Below are 13,385 nucleotides of genomic sequence, written 5' to 3'. Positions count from 1 at the left end.
CCTGCCCGTTCCGTGCCCCATGAAGGAGACATGACTTGATCACCCCCCTGCCATTTCGCATGCACTCAAGTGCTGCAGCCCTGTTGTGCGTGGCAGCAACCACCGCCTTCTCGGCCCAGCCGGTCGCTGCCCCGGCAGCCCCCCAACAAGGCGATGAAATTGCCCACGCCGTGAAAGAGGGCGACACCCTGGAAGGACTGGCCCGCAGCTACCTCGCCAACCCGCGCCAGTGGCCGTTGCTGCAAGCTCGCAACAAGGTGGCCGACCCCAAGCGTCTGCAGCCGGGCTCGTTGATCTTCATCCCCGTGCGACTGCAGCCCAGCGAATCGGCCACCGTACAGTTTGTGCAGGGCGAGGTCACGGCGCAGGCGCGGGGCAGCGGCACGCCCGCCCCCATTGCGACCGGCAGCAAGCTGGAAGAAGGCACCGAGCTGAAGGTGGGCCCCGAGTCGTTCGTGGCAGTGCAGCTGGCCGATGGCACCGTGGTGCGGGTACAGGCGCAGTCCGAGCTACAGCTGCGCCAGCTGCGTCGGCGGGGGCGCGCAGGCAGCGTGCAGTCAGTGCTGGAGATGCACAAGGGCGGCGTGGAATCGACCGTGCCCCTCAGCGCCGAGCCCCTGCGCCGCATGGAGATCCGCACACCGCTGGCGGTGACCAGCGTGCGGGGCACGCAGTTCAGCGTGGCACTGGCCGATTCGGGCCAGACCACGGCGTCGGTAGAGCATGGCTCTGTCGCGGTGCAATCGCGGCGTGACACTGACAGCGAGCCCGGCGCTGCACTCGAGGCGCCGACCGCGCTGCTGGCTCCGGGCCAGGGTCTGGCAGTGGCCACGGATGGCACGGTGGGCGCCCCCCGTCCTTTGCTGCCCGCCCCCGATACCTCCGGCATGCCCACCACACTGGGCGATGCGGGACTGCTGGCCATCGACCTGCCCATGGCCTCCGGGGCCACCCGGTATGTGGCGCAGGTGGCGCAGGACCCGACGTTCACCCAGGTGCTGCGCCATGGCAGCTTCCCCGACGGCCGTCTGCGCTGGAAGGCGCTGGACGATGGCCGCTACTACCTGGCCGTTCGGGCACTGGACGATGCAGGCATCGCGGGCCTGCCCGCCGTGCAGCCGTTCACCGTCAAAACACGCCCGGTCGCACCGCTGTACCAGCACCCTGCGCCCGGCGCCGTCGTACCCAGTGGCGCGGCCGAGCTGCGCTGCACGGAAGTCCCCGGCGTGCGCTGGTACCGCGTGCAGGTGGCCGCCGACGCCCAGTTCACCCAGCCCCTGCGCGACGAGCAGCGCCTGACCGAATGCCGCCTGCCCCTGGGGGCGCTGCCCGCAGGCAGCTACTTCTGGCGCATCGCCAGCCTGCTGGCGCTGCCCGACGGGCAGGCAGACCAGGGGCCGTTTGCACCGCCACAGCCTTTCACGGTGGCCGACCGGCCGACCGCCTTGTCCCTGCAAGCTCTGCAGGCGGAGGACGGAGACCCGACCGTGCGCCTGCACTGGCCTGCCCAGGCGGGCCAGCGCTTCCGGCTGCAGCGCACTGTGGCTACCGATCTGGACTTTGCCAAGGTCGCAGAGGACACCGTGCTCGACGCCCCGACCTGGACGGCCAGCAACCTCGCCGCCGGCGAGTACCTGGTGCGCATCCAGGTGCTGGATGCCAGCGGGCTGGAGAGCGATTTCTCCCCCCCGCGCAAGATCCGCGTGGGCACTGGCATCCGCACCGGTGCGGGTTTGCCGGTGTCCACCAGCAGCGGCACGCCCGTGGGGCGCCCTTGAGCGGGGCATGGAGCCCGTCCAGCCCAGCCGTGCGGGTCGCACCAGCGCGCGCAGCGGCCCTGGCATGCGCTGAGCAGACGCCCCGCATCCCACCACCCCTTTCATGCTGACCATCGCCCACCTGCGCCGCCGCCGACGCCGCCTGGAATGGGCGCTGCTGGCCTGCGCGCTGATGGCGCTGGTGACCTGGCTCAGCACCGCGGATAGCCTGAGCCGCGTCAACCACCTGGTGCAGGATGCAGGCATGCGACTGGTCTCGCGGCCCGCACACCCCGACATCGTGATCGTGGCCATCGACGACGCCAGCATCGCCGCCATCGGCCGCTGGCCCTGGCGCCGGGCGCTGCATGCCGAGCTGATCTCGCGCCTGACCACCCAGAACCCCCGTGCCATCGGCATGGACGTGCTGTTCAACGAAGCCGACCTGGACTATCCCGAGGACGACGTGCTGCTCACCGACGCCATCCGGCGCAGCGCCCGTGTGGTGCTGCCCGTGCTGCGGCGCGGCTATGGCTCGGTCAGCAACCAGACCGACCTGCCCTGGCCCGCATTTGCCGAGGCTGCCGCCGGCCTGGGCCATGTGCATGTGGCGCCAGACAGCGATGGCGTGGTGCGCAGCCTGTACCTGCAGGAAGGCCCGGCGGCCGCCCCCTGGCATCACTTCAGCACGGCGCTGCAGTGCGTGGCAGACCGTCAATCTGTGGCCGCCTGCGCGCCCTCGCCCGCCAGCGCATCGGATACCAGCCCCTGGCAACGCAATGACCCCACGCTCATCGCCTACGCCGCCGGGCCATCGCCCTTCACCACCTACTCCTACATTGATGTGCTGCGTGGCCAGGTGCCAGCCGGAGCACTGGAGGGCAAGTACGTGCTGGTCGGCGCTGCAGCCTCGGGGCTGGGCGACATGTTTGCTACGCCCGTCAGCCAGCAGTCGCGCCTGATGCCGGGCGTGGAGGTGGTTGCCCATGTGCTGGATGCCCGCCTGGTCGGCGAACACATCGTGCGCGCACCGCAGGCCTTGAACATCGCCTTCAACCTGGTGCCTGTGGCCTGTGCGCTGGTGGCCTTGCTGCTCATCGGCCCCCTGGCCGCCTTGCTGACCAGCGCCGGGCTGGCCCTGGCCACCTTGCTGCTGAGCATGGCCCTGCCCTGGTGGGCAGGTCTGCAGTTCGCTCCGGCCGCCGCCTTGCTGGGCCTGGCGCTGGCCTACCCGCTGTGGAGCTGGCGGCGCCTGAGCGCGGCTGCGCACTTTCTGCGGCTGGAGATGGAGAACCTTCAGCGCCAAGGCCTGGCCATGCGCTTGCGCAGACGGCCCGGAGACTCCGCCGACTTTCTGGAGCGCCGCATCAACGCCGTGGAGCGCGCATCCCGCCAGCTGCGTGACCTGCACCAGTTCGTGAGCGAAAGCCTGCAGCAGTTGCCCTCACCCACCATCGTCTGCGCCCCCGACGGTGAAATCCTGCTGGCCAACCAGGCGGCCCGCCAACACCTGGGTGGGTCCGCCCAGCCCTCCTTGCAGGGCCTGTCCGTGGTGGACCTGCTGGCCGACCTGGTGCAGACAGGGAATCAAGAGCCGATCGTTACCCAGGCAGCCTTGCAACATGCTGCCTTGCCAGAACAGACCGAGGGCACCGACGCCCGGGGCCGCAGCCTACTGGTGCAGTGCAAGCCTTTCACCAACCTGGCCAATGCAGGCTGGCTGCTGACCCTGGTGGACCTGACCGAGATGCGCCGTGCGCTGCAGCAACGCGACCAGGCGATGCACTTCATCTCGCACGACATCCGCGCGCCCAACGCGTCCATCCTGACGCTGCTGGAGATGCAGCGTGCCTACCCCGGCCGCCTGTCGGACCACGAGTTGCTGGAGCGCATCGAACGTTATGCACAGGCTTCGCTGGGCATGGCCGAAAGTTTTGTGCAACTGGCCAGCGCGCAGACGCAGGAATACCGCATGGCGCCGCTGGACCTGGCCGCCCTGCTATCCGAAACCACCGACGACCTCTGGACCCTGGCCCGTGACCGCAACGTGGACGTGCGCACGGTGTCCACCCCAGACACTGCGCCCTGCCTGGGCGACCGCGCCCTGCTGTCCCGCGCGCTGACCAACGTGATCCACAACGCCATCAAGTTCAGCCCCGACGGCGGCACGGTGCAATGCGCCATCGTGGCGCGGGGTACGCACTGGGTGGTGTCGGTACGGGACCAGGGCCCGGGCATTGCCCCCGAGCAGCAAGGCCGCCTGTTCACGCCCTACCAGCGGTTGCACGACCACAGCCACCCGGCCATCGCAGGGGTCGGCCTGGGTCTGGCACTGGTTCAGACCGTCGTGCTGCGCCACGGCGGGACGCTGGAGGTGGACAGCGACGTAGGGCGGGGGGCCGAGTTCCGGCTGGTGCTGCTGCAGCGGCTGGATGCGCCGCCGGACGACGACGAGCAATAGCTAGCGGCGAGGGGCTGACTGCGACTGCAGAAAATCGAGCACCGCCCGGTGGTCGCCCTGGAAAACGATGCGATCAGCCCGGCTTTGCCGCTGGTAGGCATACATCGGGTCGTAATAGTCGCGCATGAGTGCAGCAATCCAGCCGCGGTGCAGAGACAGGTCACCCTGATTGCGTTGCTGTACCAGCGCTGCCTGCATTGACCCACGAAGCGCCTGGTAGCGGTCGCCCCCAAGGCGCTTGGCGAGTTTGCCCAAGCTATCGAGCAACCGCGCTGCAAACAGGTCGGTACCCGCCACCTCGCCATGGACGGCCACAAAATCTGCGCACTGCTGCCACACATAGTCGCCCAAGATGCGCTCTACACGGGCATCGAAAGCGTCCTCCAGGCAGACGACGGGCACCTGCTCCAGCCGCTGCCGCAGCTCCAGGGGCACTGAGCAGCTGCCCACATGGCGACCCTCGTCCTCCAGCACAAAAGTCGCATGGCCCCGTGCTCGTTTCTTCAGCACGTCGATGGCCAGCCGGTTCTCAAAATCGATCTGCGTCGGCTGGCCGCTCACGCGCTGGCCAAAACTGGAGCCTCGGTGGTTGGCATGGCCTTCCAGGTCCAAACCGTTGGCCAGTTGCGCAATCACCTCGGTCTTGCCGGTGCCGGTCAGGCCACTGAGCACCACAAACCCACACTCCGCCGCCGCAGCCTGCGTGGTGCCGATGAGGAAACCCCGCATGGCTTTGTAGCCCCCCACCACCCGGGGGTAGTCCATGCCCGCTTCGTTCAGCAACCATTGCTGCACGATCTGCGAGCGCAGCCCGCCACGAAAGCAATACAGCACGCCTTGTGGATGCGCCTGCGCAAACTGCGCCCACGCCTCAATGCGCTGGCGCTTGATGTTGCCAGACACCAGCTGGTGCCCCAGCGCAATTGCGGCCTCCTGGCCCTTGTGCTTGTAGCAGGTGCCCACCTGCTGGCGCTCGCCATCGTCCATCAGGGGAAGGTTGGCTACGCCAGGAAACGCGCCCTGCCCAAACTCCACCGGCGCGCGCACATCCATCATGGGCACATCGTTCAGGAAGATGTGCCGGTAGTCCGTCAGGTTGTCGGGCATCAGCGCAACTCGACGGCAAAGGCCTGTCGCGGGGTGAGCTGGCCGATGGGCTGCAGCGCCAGGCCCAGTTCCGCAGCCGCCTGCAGGAACTCGGCCTCGCCCTCCGGACTCACGGCCACCAGCAGCCCCCCGCTGGTCTGAGGGTCGCACAGCAGGTGCTTTTGCACCTCCGTCAGGGGCGCAATCTTCGCGCCATAGCTGTCAAAGTTGCGCAACGTGCCTCCAGGCACACAGCCCTGGTCCATGTAGTAGTCCACTCCCTCCAGGCGGGGTACTGCCGCATAGTCAATCACAGCGCTCAAGCCGCTGCCCTCCGCCATTTCGACCAGATGCCCCAACAGGCCGAAGCCGGTCACATCCGTCATGGCTGCCACGCCTGCCAGCCGGCCGAATTGGCTCCCCGGCCGGTTGAGCGTGCACATCAGGTCGCGCGCCACCCCCACATCCTGGGGGCGCAACTTGGCCTTTTTCTCTGCGGTGGTCAGGATGCCGATCCCAAGGGGCTTGGTCAGATACAGACGGCAACCCGCCGTGGCCGTGTCGTTGCGTTTGAGATGACGCTTTTCGACGATGCCCGTCACCGCCAGGCCGAAAATGGGCTCAGGCGCATCGATGGAGTGACCGCCCGCGAGCGAAATACCTGCCGCATCGCACACCGCACGCCCACCGCGCACCACCTCACGCGCGACCTCAGGCGGCAGCACATTCACCGGCCACCCCAGGATGGCAATGGCCATCAGCGGATCGGCACCCATGGCGTAGATGTCGCTGATCGCATTGGTGGCAGCAATGCGCCCGAAGTCGTACGGGTCATCCACGATGGGCATGAAGAAATCGGTGGTGGACACCACGCCGCGCTCGGCATCCAGGGCATACACCGCCGCATCGTCCCGCGAGGTGTTGCCCACCCAGAGCCGGGGGTCCAGTTGCTGCGCCCCACTGCCCGCCAGGATCACGTCCAGCACCTTGGGGCTGATCTTGCAGCCACAGCCCGCGCCGTGGCTGTACTGGGTCAGGCGGATGGGGGATGTTGTCAGGGTCTCAGGGAGCATGCGAGGTTCTTTCGTGGCATCAGGCGCGGGGCGCGCTACCCGTATTCTGGCGCTGCGCGGACGCGGCCATGCATTGCAACGAATACCCTACCCGTCCTGCGCCCGCACAGCGATACGAACACAACGGCGAATCTGCGAGCCGCTTCACCAGCGCCATCCGAAGCGGGCCAGCGAGCCACCTGAATTGTTCCAACGGACCCAAAGAAAAAGGCCCTGTGCTATTGATTGGATAGCTACAGGGCCTTGATGCTGGCGGAGAGGGTGGGATTCGAACCCACGGTAGTGTTGCCACTACGCCTGATTTCGAGTCAGGTACATTCGACCACTCTGCCACCTCTCCTATGTGTCGAAGCCTTCGATTATAGCCAGATTTTCAGGGCTTGAGCACAGCGGTGCCGCCCAGGTAGGGGCGCAGCACCTCGGGCACCGTCACGCTGCCGTCGGCCTGCTGGTAGTTTTCGAGCACTGCCACCAGCGTGCGGCCCACGGCCAGGCCCGAGCCGTTCAGGGTGTGCAGCAGCTCGTTCTTGCCTTGGGCATTCTTGAAGCGGGCTTGCAGGCGGCGGGCCTGGAAGGCTTCGCAGTTGCTCACCGAGCTGATCTCGCGGTAGGTGTTCTGCGCGGGCAGCCACACTTCCAGGTCGTAGGTCTTGGCTGCGCCAAAGCCCATGTCGCCGGTGCATAGGCTCATCACGCGGTAGGGCAGGCCCAGCTTTCGCAGCACCGCTTCCGCGTGGCGGGTCATTTCCTCCAGCGCTTCGTAGCTCTTGTCGGGGTGCACGATCTGCACCATCTCGACCTTGTCGAACTGGTGCTGGCGGATCATGCCGCGCGTGTCGCGGCCGTAGCTGCCGGCTTCGGAGCGGAAGCACGGCGTGTGGGCCGTGAGCTTGATGGGCAGGTCGGACTCGGCCACCACCACGTCGCGCACAAAGTTGGTCAACGGCACTTCGCTGGTGGGGATGAGGTAGAGCGCCGCGTTGTCGGGCACGGGTTCGCCGTCCTGGCCGCCCTTCTTGGCGGCAAAGAGGTCGCCCTCGAACTTGGGCAGCTGGCCCGTGCCCTTGAGCGAGTCGGCATTGACGGCGTAAGGCACGTAGCACTCGGTGTAGCCGTGCTCTTGCGTCTGCACATCCAGCATGAACTGGCTCAATGCGCGGTGCAGGCGGGCGATGGGGCCCTTCATCACGGTGAAGCGCGAGCCCGACAGCTTGACGCCCATGTCGAAATCGAGGCCCAGCGGGGTGCCGACATCGACATGGTCTTTCACCTCGAAATCGAATTTGGCAGGCGCGCCCCAGCGGCGCACTTCCACGTTGCCAGCTTCGTCGCTGCCCACCGGCACGGACTCGTGCGGCAAGTTGGGCACGGCCACCAACATGGCCAACAGTTCGGATTGGATCTGCTCCAGGCGCGCGGCGGATTGCTCCAGCTCCAACTTGCCTGCGGCCACCTGGGCCTTGACGGCTTCGGCGCCGTCCTTGTCGCCCCGGCTCATCAGCATGCCGACCTGCTTGGACAGCTGGTTGCGCTGGGCCTGCAGCTCTTCGGTGCGGGTCTGCAGCGTCTTGCGCTCGGACTCCAGGGCCTGGAAAGCGGAGACGTCCAGGAAGGCCTGGGGCTTTTTGCGGGTTTCCAGCCGCGCGATGGCGGTGTCGAGGTCTTTGCGGAGGAGAAGAATGTCAAGCATTGCAGGATTTTAAGGGGGTGGTCGGCACAGGCTCAGGCCAAGCTGGCGGGGTCAAAGTTGGCGCCACAGAGAATCAGGGCCACCGTCTCTTGCGGTTGGGGCTTGTAGGCGCGGGTTTGCAAAGCTGCCAAGCCCAGCGCGGCGGCGGGCTCCACGGCCAACTTCAGTTCCTTCCACAGCCACAGCTGGGCCACGCGGATGGCGTCATCGGGCAGCAGCAGCGCGTCGCGCACATGGCGTTGGCTCACTTCCCAGCTGATCGCCCCGATGCGGCGGGCGCCCAGCGAGTCTGCAGCCACGCCACCTACATCCACATCCACGGGCTGGCCCACAGCCCGCGCGGCGTGCAGCGTAGGCGCGCGTTCGGGCTCCAGTGCGACCACATGGGCGCGGCTTTCCACCCACGCGGCCACACCGCCAATGAGGCCGCCACCGCCCACGCTGACCAGCACCGAGTCGGGCAAGCGGCCGCCCTGCTCTTCCATCTCCAGCGCCAGCGTGCCCGCACCCGCTACCACTTCGGGCTGGTCGTAGGCATGGGCCTGCAGCGCACCCGTGGCCTTCTGGCGGGCCACGCAGGCTTCAAAGGCTTCGGAATATGCGGCGCCAGTGACGACCACCTCGGCCCCCAGGGCACGCAGGCGGGCACGTTTGGCCTCGGGCGAGACCTCGGGCACAAAGACCTCGCAGCGCACCCCCAGGGCCTGGGCGGCCGCCGCCACGGCAATGCCGGCGTTGCCGCCGGAGGCAATGATCACGCCGCTCTCGGGCACCGGGTTGGCCAGCAGGCGGTACAACATGCCCCGCGCCTTGAAGCTGCCGCCCACCTGCAAATGCTCCAGCTTGAGCCAGACCTCTGCACAGTCCACGCCCAAGGACTTGCCGGACAGGCGCATCAGCGGCGTGGTGCGCAGAAAGTCGGGCTGGGTGGCCAGTTGGCGGCGGGCAGCAGCAATGGCGGCGCGGTCGATCATGCAGGGGCTCCGAATGGCAGATGGTGTCAAAAGAAGGGGGCAGTGTAGGGGCTGCCCGCAACATGCAGACACAACGCTGACTGCGCGCGCGCCGCACAACTGCCGATAACATGGGCAGAGCAGTCCCCACCCCACCGCGCTGGCCGGCCTGCGCGCAGGAGAAAAACCATGTTCTTTGTGTTCGGCCCGTCAGGCCAGATGTACCGGGGCGGCCCCGAAAACCTGGCACGTATCTCTGCGGTGCGCAGCGTGCAGCGCCCGCAGGCCCTGCGCACGCGGGCCATGGACGCACAAGATGGCCAGCCAGGGCCCGTCTTCACGGCCCCGCCCCGCCCCACTGCGGCCGACACCAACGCTGCTGCGCCTGCAGCCATCGTCAACCTGCGCATGCACGACGCGGTGAGCGCCTACGCACAGACAGAGCAAGGCCCCCAGGCCAGCACCCGCCAGCCGTTGACCAAGGTGAGCGATGTGATGACCACCGGCGGCGTGAGTGTGGCGCCCGACGTGCGTGTGAACGATGCCTGGCAGACCCTGGCCGAGCACAAAGTGGCGCAGGCGCCCGTAGTGGATGTGCTGGGCCGCGTGATCGGACTGCTGCTGAGGGCCGACATGGCGCCACTGGACCTGCTGCCCGAGCCCGGCGCCGTCAAACAGGCCATCGACCTGGCCCGCCGCCCGGTGGCCGAGGTGATGGTGAGCCCGGTGCCCACTGTCTCCCCCGACACCGAGCTGCGCCGCGTGGCCGCCGTGCTGCTGGACACCGGCCTGCCCGGCCTGCCGGTGACGGACGAGGCGGGCGTGCTGTCGGGCTTTATCTCGCGCACCGACATCCTGCGCGCCGTGGCAGCCGACCCACCACTGGACCTGTGGAGCGGGCCCGCCGTGCCCTTGTAAGGAAATATTTGAATAAAAATGGCCGCTGGCGCTAGAAGAATATGCGCCAGCCGCTATCAATTCAGGAGTGAATAAAAAGGGCGCCTGTTGGCGCCCTTGCACGATCACCGGCGGCCCCTCATGCCACCATCAGTGGGCCGATGGACCTGTCTCTGGCGTGCGCTCACGAATCTCCAGCCCCGTGGCCGCGTCGATCTTGAGCCCCTTGGGCAGCGGGAACTTGATGGTTTCCTCGATGCCCGCCATGGTGCGGACCGACACAGCGCCCAGCGCCTTGATGCGGTCGATGACCTGCTGCACCAGGATTTCAGGCGCGGAGGCACCCGCAGTGAGCCCCACGCGCGAACGGCCCTTGAACCACTCGCCCTGCAGCTCGTCCGCACTGTCCACCATGTAGGCGGTGGTGCCCAGCTTGGCGGCCAGCTCGCGCAGGCGGTTGCTGTTGGAGCTGGTGGGGCTGCCCACCACGATCACCACATCCACCTGCGGGCTCAGCACCTTGACGGCGTCCTGCCGGTTCTGCGTGGCGTAGCAGATGTCCTGCTGTTTGGGTTCGCGCACATTCGGAAAGCGCGCCCGCACGGCGGCAGAGATTTCGGCAGCGTCGTCCACACTCAGCGTGGTCTGCGTGACCACCGCCAGCTTCTCGGTCTGCGCGGGCTGCACGCGGGCCACGTCCTCCACGTCTTCCACCAGATGGATACCGTGGTCGAGCTGGCCCATGGTGCCCTCCACCTCGGGGTGGCCCTTGTGGCCGATCATGATGAACTCGTAGCCCTCTTTGGCAAGCTTGGCCACTTCGACATGTACCTTGGTCACCAGCGGGCAGGTGGCGTCAAAAATGCTGAAGCCACGCGCCTCGGCCTCCTGCTGCACGGCCTTGCTCACACCATGGGCGCTGAAAACCAGCGTGGCGCCCGGGGGCACATCCGACAGCTCTTCGATGAAGATCGCGCCCTTGGCCTTGAGGTCGTTCACCACGTAGGTGTTGTGCACGATCTCGTGGCGCACATAGATGGGGGCGCCAAACTTCTGGATGGCGCGCTCCACGATCTCGATGGCGCGGTCCACACCGGCGCAAAAGCCACGCGGCTCGGCCAGCAGGATTTCTTTCGGCGCCAGCATCACAGGATCCCGATCAGCTGCACTTCAAAGGTCACGGGCTGGCCCGCCAGCGGGTGGTTGAAGTCGAACAGCACGGCGCCGTCGTCACGCACCTGCATCACGGCCCCGGCGTAGCTGCCCTGGCCGTCGGGCGTGGGGAACTGCACCACGTCGCCCACGTTGTACTTCTCGTCGGGATCGCCCAGTTCGTTCATCAGCTTGCGGGCCACCCACTGCTGCATGTCGGGATTGCGCTCGCCAAAGGCCTCGCCCGCAGGCAGCTCGAACGTGGTGCGCGTGCCCTCGGCCAGGCCTAGCAGGCGCTGTTCCATGGCGGGCGACAGCTCGCCCGTGCCCAGCGACAGGGTGGCGGGTTTGTCGGTAAAAGTGTTGATCACATCCCCCGCCGGGCCGGCCAGGCGGTAGTGCAGCGTGAGGAAGGAGCCCGGCTGAACAGTGGGAAGGGAGGTGGAAATAGAGGTCATGAGAGTCCCGATAAACTGCCGCGATTGTAGAAAACCGGGCAAACCCCTACCGCAGCCACCGCTGCTGGCGCGTCCCACCTCCTCTTCCATGGCCATCAAAGACCTGCCCGCCGACGCCCAGCCCCGCGAAAAACTGCTGGCACGCGGCCCCGCCGCGCTGGCCGATGCCGAGCTGCTGGCCATCCTGCTGCGCACAGGCATCGTGGGCAAGGGCGTGCTGCAGATGGCGCAGGAGCTGCTGGACCCGCCCGGCATCGACCCCGACACGGGCGCCGTCACCGGCGGCTTTGGCGGCATTGCCGGGCTGTTGCACACCAGCGCGGCCGACCTGGAACGCATCAAGGGCCTGGGCCCCGCCAAACGCGCCGAGCTGGTGGCCGTGCTGGAGCTGGCCCGCCGCGCCCTGGCCCAGCAGCTGCGCGAACGCGAGGTGTTCGACTCGCCCGATACCGTCAAGCACTATTTGCAACTGCACCTGGCCGCCAAGGGACACGAGGTGTTTGCCGTGCTGTTCCTCGATGCACAAAACCGCCTGCTGGCGCTGGAGGAGCTGTTTCGCGGCACGCTCACGCAGACCAGTGTGTACCCGCGCGAGGTGGTGCTGCGCGCCCTGCACCACCAGGCGGCCGCCGTGGTGCTGGCCCACAACCACCCCAGCGGTAGCGTGCAACCCAGCCGCGCCGACGAGGCGCTGACCCAGACCCTGAAGACCACGCTGGCCCTGGTGGATGTGCGCGTGCTCGACCACGTGATCGTGGCGCCGGGCCAGGCGCTGTCGATGGCAGAAAAGGGCCTGGTATGACCGCCCCAGCCCCCGCGCCCCCCCCGCTACCCACGGCCCTGCAAGCGGCGCTGGCACGTGCTGCGTACGCTGCTCCCGGTAAAGCGGCGCCTATGGAAACCACCGCTCCCGCACCGGCCCCCACCGCGCCCCGGTCCACCCGGCGCGTAGGGCTGGCCGACAAAAAAGCGGCGGCCAAGGCGGCCATGCGCCCGCTGCGCCACGCCCCCGCCGCGCCTGCGGCCACAGACAACCCCGCACCACCCCACCGCCGCGCTCCCCCGGCCCCGCGCCGCGCGGGCGAACGCATCACCCAACTGCAGGACCTGGCCACCGTGGCCCGCCGCCTGCGCGAGGACCAAGAGCGCCGCGAGGCCGAAGACAAAGCCCGACGCGAAGCCGCCGCCCGGGCCGAGGCCGAGCGCCACCTCTTCAGCCGCAGCGTGGGCCCCGTCACCCCACTGCGCAACCCGAATGTGGCGCGTCTGCGCCGCCACCAGCCGCCGCCGCTGCCGGTGCAGCACTGGCTGGACGAGGAACGGGTGCTGCTTGAATCCATCAGCGACGACTTCGACGTGAGCACCCTGCTCGACACCGACGACCAGTTGAGCTTTCGCCGCCCAGGCATTGGTGTGGAAGTGACGCGCCGCCTGCGCTCTGGCCACTGGAGCATCCAGCGCCAGCTGGACCTGCATGGCCTGCGCGTGGACGAGGCGCGCGAAGCGCTGGGCGACTTCATCCGTCATGCCCACAAGACGGGCCTGCGCTGCGTGCGCGTGGTGCATGGCAAGGGGTTGGGCTCGCCCGGCAAAAGCCCCGTGCTCAAGGGCCGCGTGCAGCGCTGGCTGGTGCAGAAGAACGAGGTGCTGGCCTTCGTACAGGCGCGACCCATGGATGGGGGCGCAGGGGCGCTCGTGGTGCTGTTGCAACCCGTTCTACGCAAAAATTCATGAAAAATAGCTGCAAGCGTTACATCCATATGCGCTTGCAGCTATCAAAGGCAGAGCATTTCAGAGCCCTACAGCAGGCTGCTCCGTAGCGGTGCTACGAACGCATGCACCGCCACGGCCTCCGTAA

Annotated in this window: 11 protein-coding genes and 1 tRNA gene; 5 read left to right on the top strand and 7 right to left on the bottom strand. The window is 67.6% G+C overall.

All coding sequences use genetic code 11. The features are described 5' to 3' along the window. Positions 1-35 precede the first annotated feature (35 nt). Positions 36-1,778, top strand: coding sequence for a FecR domain-containing protein (locus tag ASC83_RS08975; RefSeq protein ID WP_082522395.1), 1,743 nt, complete (start codon positions 36-38; stop codon positions 1,776-1,778). Positions 1,779-1,881: 103 nt separating this feature from the next. Beyond that, entirely contained in the window at positions 1,882-4,218 is a 2,337-nt protein-coding gene (locus ASC83_RS08970) for a CHASE2 domain-containing protein (protein WP_056060875.1), read from the top strand. On the opposite strand, the gene mnmH is transcribed toward ASC83_RS08970, so the two are convergent. The 5 genes from mnmH to ASC83_RS08945 all read right to left on the bottom strand — a co-directional run bounded on the left by mnmH (position 4,219) and on the right by ASC83_RS08945 (position 9,041). Beyond that, positions 4,219-5,325, bottom strand: coding sequence for a tRNA 2-selenouridine(34) synthase MnmH (mnmH, locus tag ASC83_RS08965; RefSeq protein WP_056060872.1), 1,107 nt, complete (start codon positions 5,323-5,325; stop codon positions 4,219-4,221). It abuts the gene before it with no gap. Further along, positions 5,325-6,377 (bottom strand): selenide, water dikinase SelD, encoded by a 1,053-nt coding sequence (gene selD / locus ASC83_RS08960; RefSeq protein WP_056060869.1) that lies wholly within the window; start codon positions 6,375-6,377, stop codon positions 5,325-5,327. The genes mnmH and selD overlap by 1 nt, the downstream gene beginning before the upstream one ends. 250 nt (positions 6,378-6,627) lie before the next feature. Continuing rightward, a tRNA-Ser gene (locus ASC83_RS08955) sits at positions 6,628-6,717 on the bottom strand. A 33-nt stretch (positions 6,718-6,750) separates the two neighbouring features. Beyond that, the gene (serS, locus tag ASC83_RS08950; RefSeq protein ID WP_056060866.1) at positions 6,751-8,067 is read right to left on the bottom strand and encodes a serine--tRNA ligase; all 1,317 of its coding nucleotides are present in this window, start codon (positions 8,065-8,067) and stop codon (positions 6,751-6,753) included. A gap of 32 nt (positions 8,068-8,099) precedes the next feature. Next, a complete protein-coding gene (locus ASC83_RS08945) occupies positions 8,100-9,041 on the bottom strand; it encodes a threonine/serine dehydratase (protein ID WP_056060863.1) in 942 nt (313 codons plus the stop codon). A 168-nt stretch (positions 9,042-9,209) separates the two neighbouring features. On the opposite strand from ASC83_RS08945, the gene ASC83_RS08940 reads away from it, so the two are divergent. After that, the gene (locus ASC83_RS08940) at positions 9,210-9,938 is read left to right on the top strand and encodes an HPP family protein (RefSeq protein ID WP_056060861.1); all 729 of its coding nucleotides are present in this window, start codon (positions 9,210-9,212) and stop codon (positions 9,936-9,938) included. A gap of 129 nt (positions 9,939-10,067) precedes the next feature. On the opposite strand, the gene ispH is transcribed toward ASC83_RS08940, so the two are convergent. Together ispH and ASC83_RS08930 are read right to left on the bottom strand one after the other, a co-directional pair. Then, the gene (gene ispH, locus ASC83_RS08935; RefSeq protein WP_056060858.1) at positions 10,068-11,063 is read right to left on the bottom strand and encodes a 4-hydroxy-3-methylbut-2-enyl diphosphate reductase; all 996 of its coding nucleotides are present in this window, start codon (positions 11,061-11,063) and stop codon (positions 10,068-10,070) included. Continuing rightward, positions 11,063-11,527 carry a peptidylprolyl isomerase gene (locus ASC83_RS08930; RefSeq protein WP_056060856.1) on the bottom strand — a complete coding sequence of 155 codons (465 nt, stop codon included), beginning with the start codon at positions 11,525-11,527 and terminating at the stop codon, positions 11,063-11,065. The genes ispH and ASC83_RS08930 overlap by 1 nt, the downstream gene beginning before the upstream one ends. 88 nt (positions 11,528-11,615) lie before the next feature. Here ASC83_RS08930 and radC point away from each other — a divergent pair, with 88 nt between their 5' ends. Next, complete coding sequence (gene radC / locus ASC83_RS08925) at positions 11,616-12,329, top strand: DNA repair protein RadC (protein WP_056060853.1); 714 nt, start codon at positions 11,616-11,618, stop codon at positions 12,327-12,329. A 185-nt stretch (positions 12,330-12,514) separates the two neighbouring features. Further along, entirely contained in the window at positions 12,515-13,261 is a 747-nt protein-coding gene (locus ASC83_RS08920; protein WP_369816967.1) for a Smr/MutS family protein, read from the top strand. Positions 13,262-13,385 lie beyond the last annotated feature (124 nt).

The sequence above is a fragment of the Acidovorax sp. Root402 genome, assembly GCF_001425125.1.
GTDB lineage: Bacteria > Pseudomonadota > Gammaproteobacteria > Burkholderiales > Burkholderiaceae_C > Acidovorax > Acidovorax delafieldii.
Note: the sequence above shows the minus strand (reverse complement) of the source record. Positions and strands in the feature narration are given on the sequence as shown.

Excerpts from the sequence above, each read along its gene's own strand:
- ASC83_RS08970 (WP_056060875.1), top strand. The coding sequence starts at position 1,882 with ATGCTGACCATCGCCCACCTGCGCCGCCGCCGACGCCGCCTGGAATGG.
- mnmH (WP_056060872.1), bottom strand. The coding sequence starts at position 5,325 with ATGCCCGACAACCTGACGGACTACCGGCACATCTTCCTGAACGATGTG.
- selD (WP_056060869.1), bottom strand. The coding sequence starts at position 6,377 with ATGCTCCCTGAGACCCTGACAACATCCCCCATCCGCCTGACCCAGTAC.
- serS (WP_056060866.1), bottom strand. The coding sequence starts at position 8,067 with ATGCTTGACATTCTTCTCCTCCGCAAAGACCTCGACACCGCCATCGCG.
- ASC83_RS08945 (WP_056060863.1), bottom strand. The coding sequence starts at position 9,041 with ATGATCGACCGCGCCGCCATTGCTGCTGCCCGCCGCCAACTGGCCACC.
- ASC83_RS08940 (WP_056060861.1), top strand. The coding sequence starts at position 9,210 with ATGTTCTTTGTGTTCGGCCCGTCAGGCCAGATGTACCGGGGCGGCCCC.
- ispH (WP_056060858.1), bottom strand. The coding sequence starts at position 11,063 with ATGCTGGCGCCGAAAGAAATCCTGCTGGCCGAGCCGCGTGGCTTTTGC.
- ASC83_RS08930 (WP_056060856.1), bottom strand. The coding sequence starts at position 11,527 with ATGACCTCTATTTCCACCTCCCTTCCCACTGTTCAGCCGGGCTCCTTC.
- radC (WP_056060853.1), top strand. The coding sequence starts at position 11,616 with ATGGCCATCAAAGACCTGCCCGCCGACGCCCAGCCCCGCGAAAAACTG.
- ASC83_RS08920 (WP_369816967.1), top strand. The coding sequence starts at position 12,515 with ATGCGCCCGCTGCGCCACGCCCCCGCCGCGCCTGCGGCCACAGACAAC.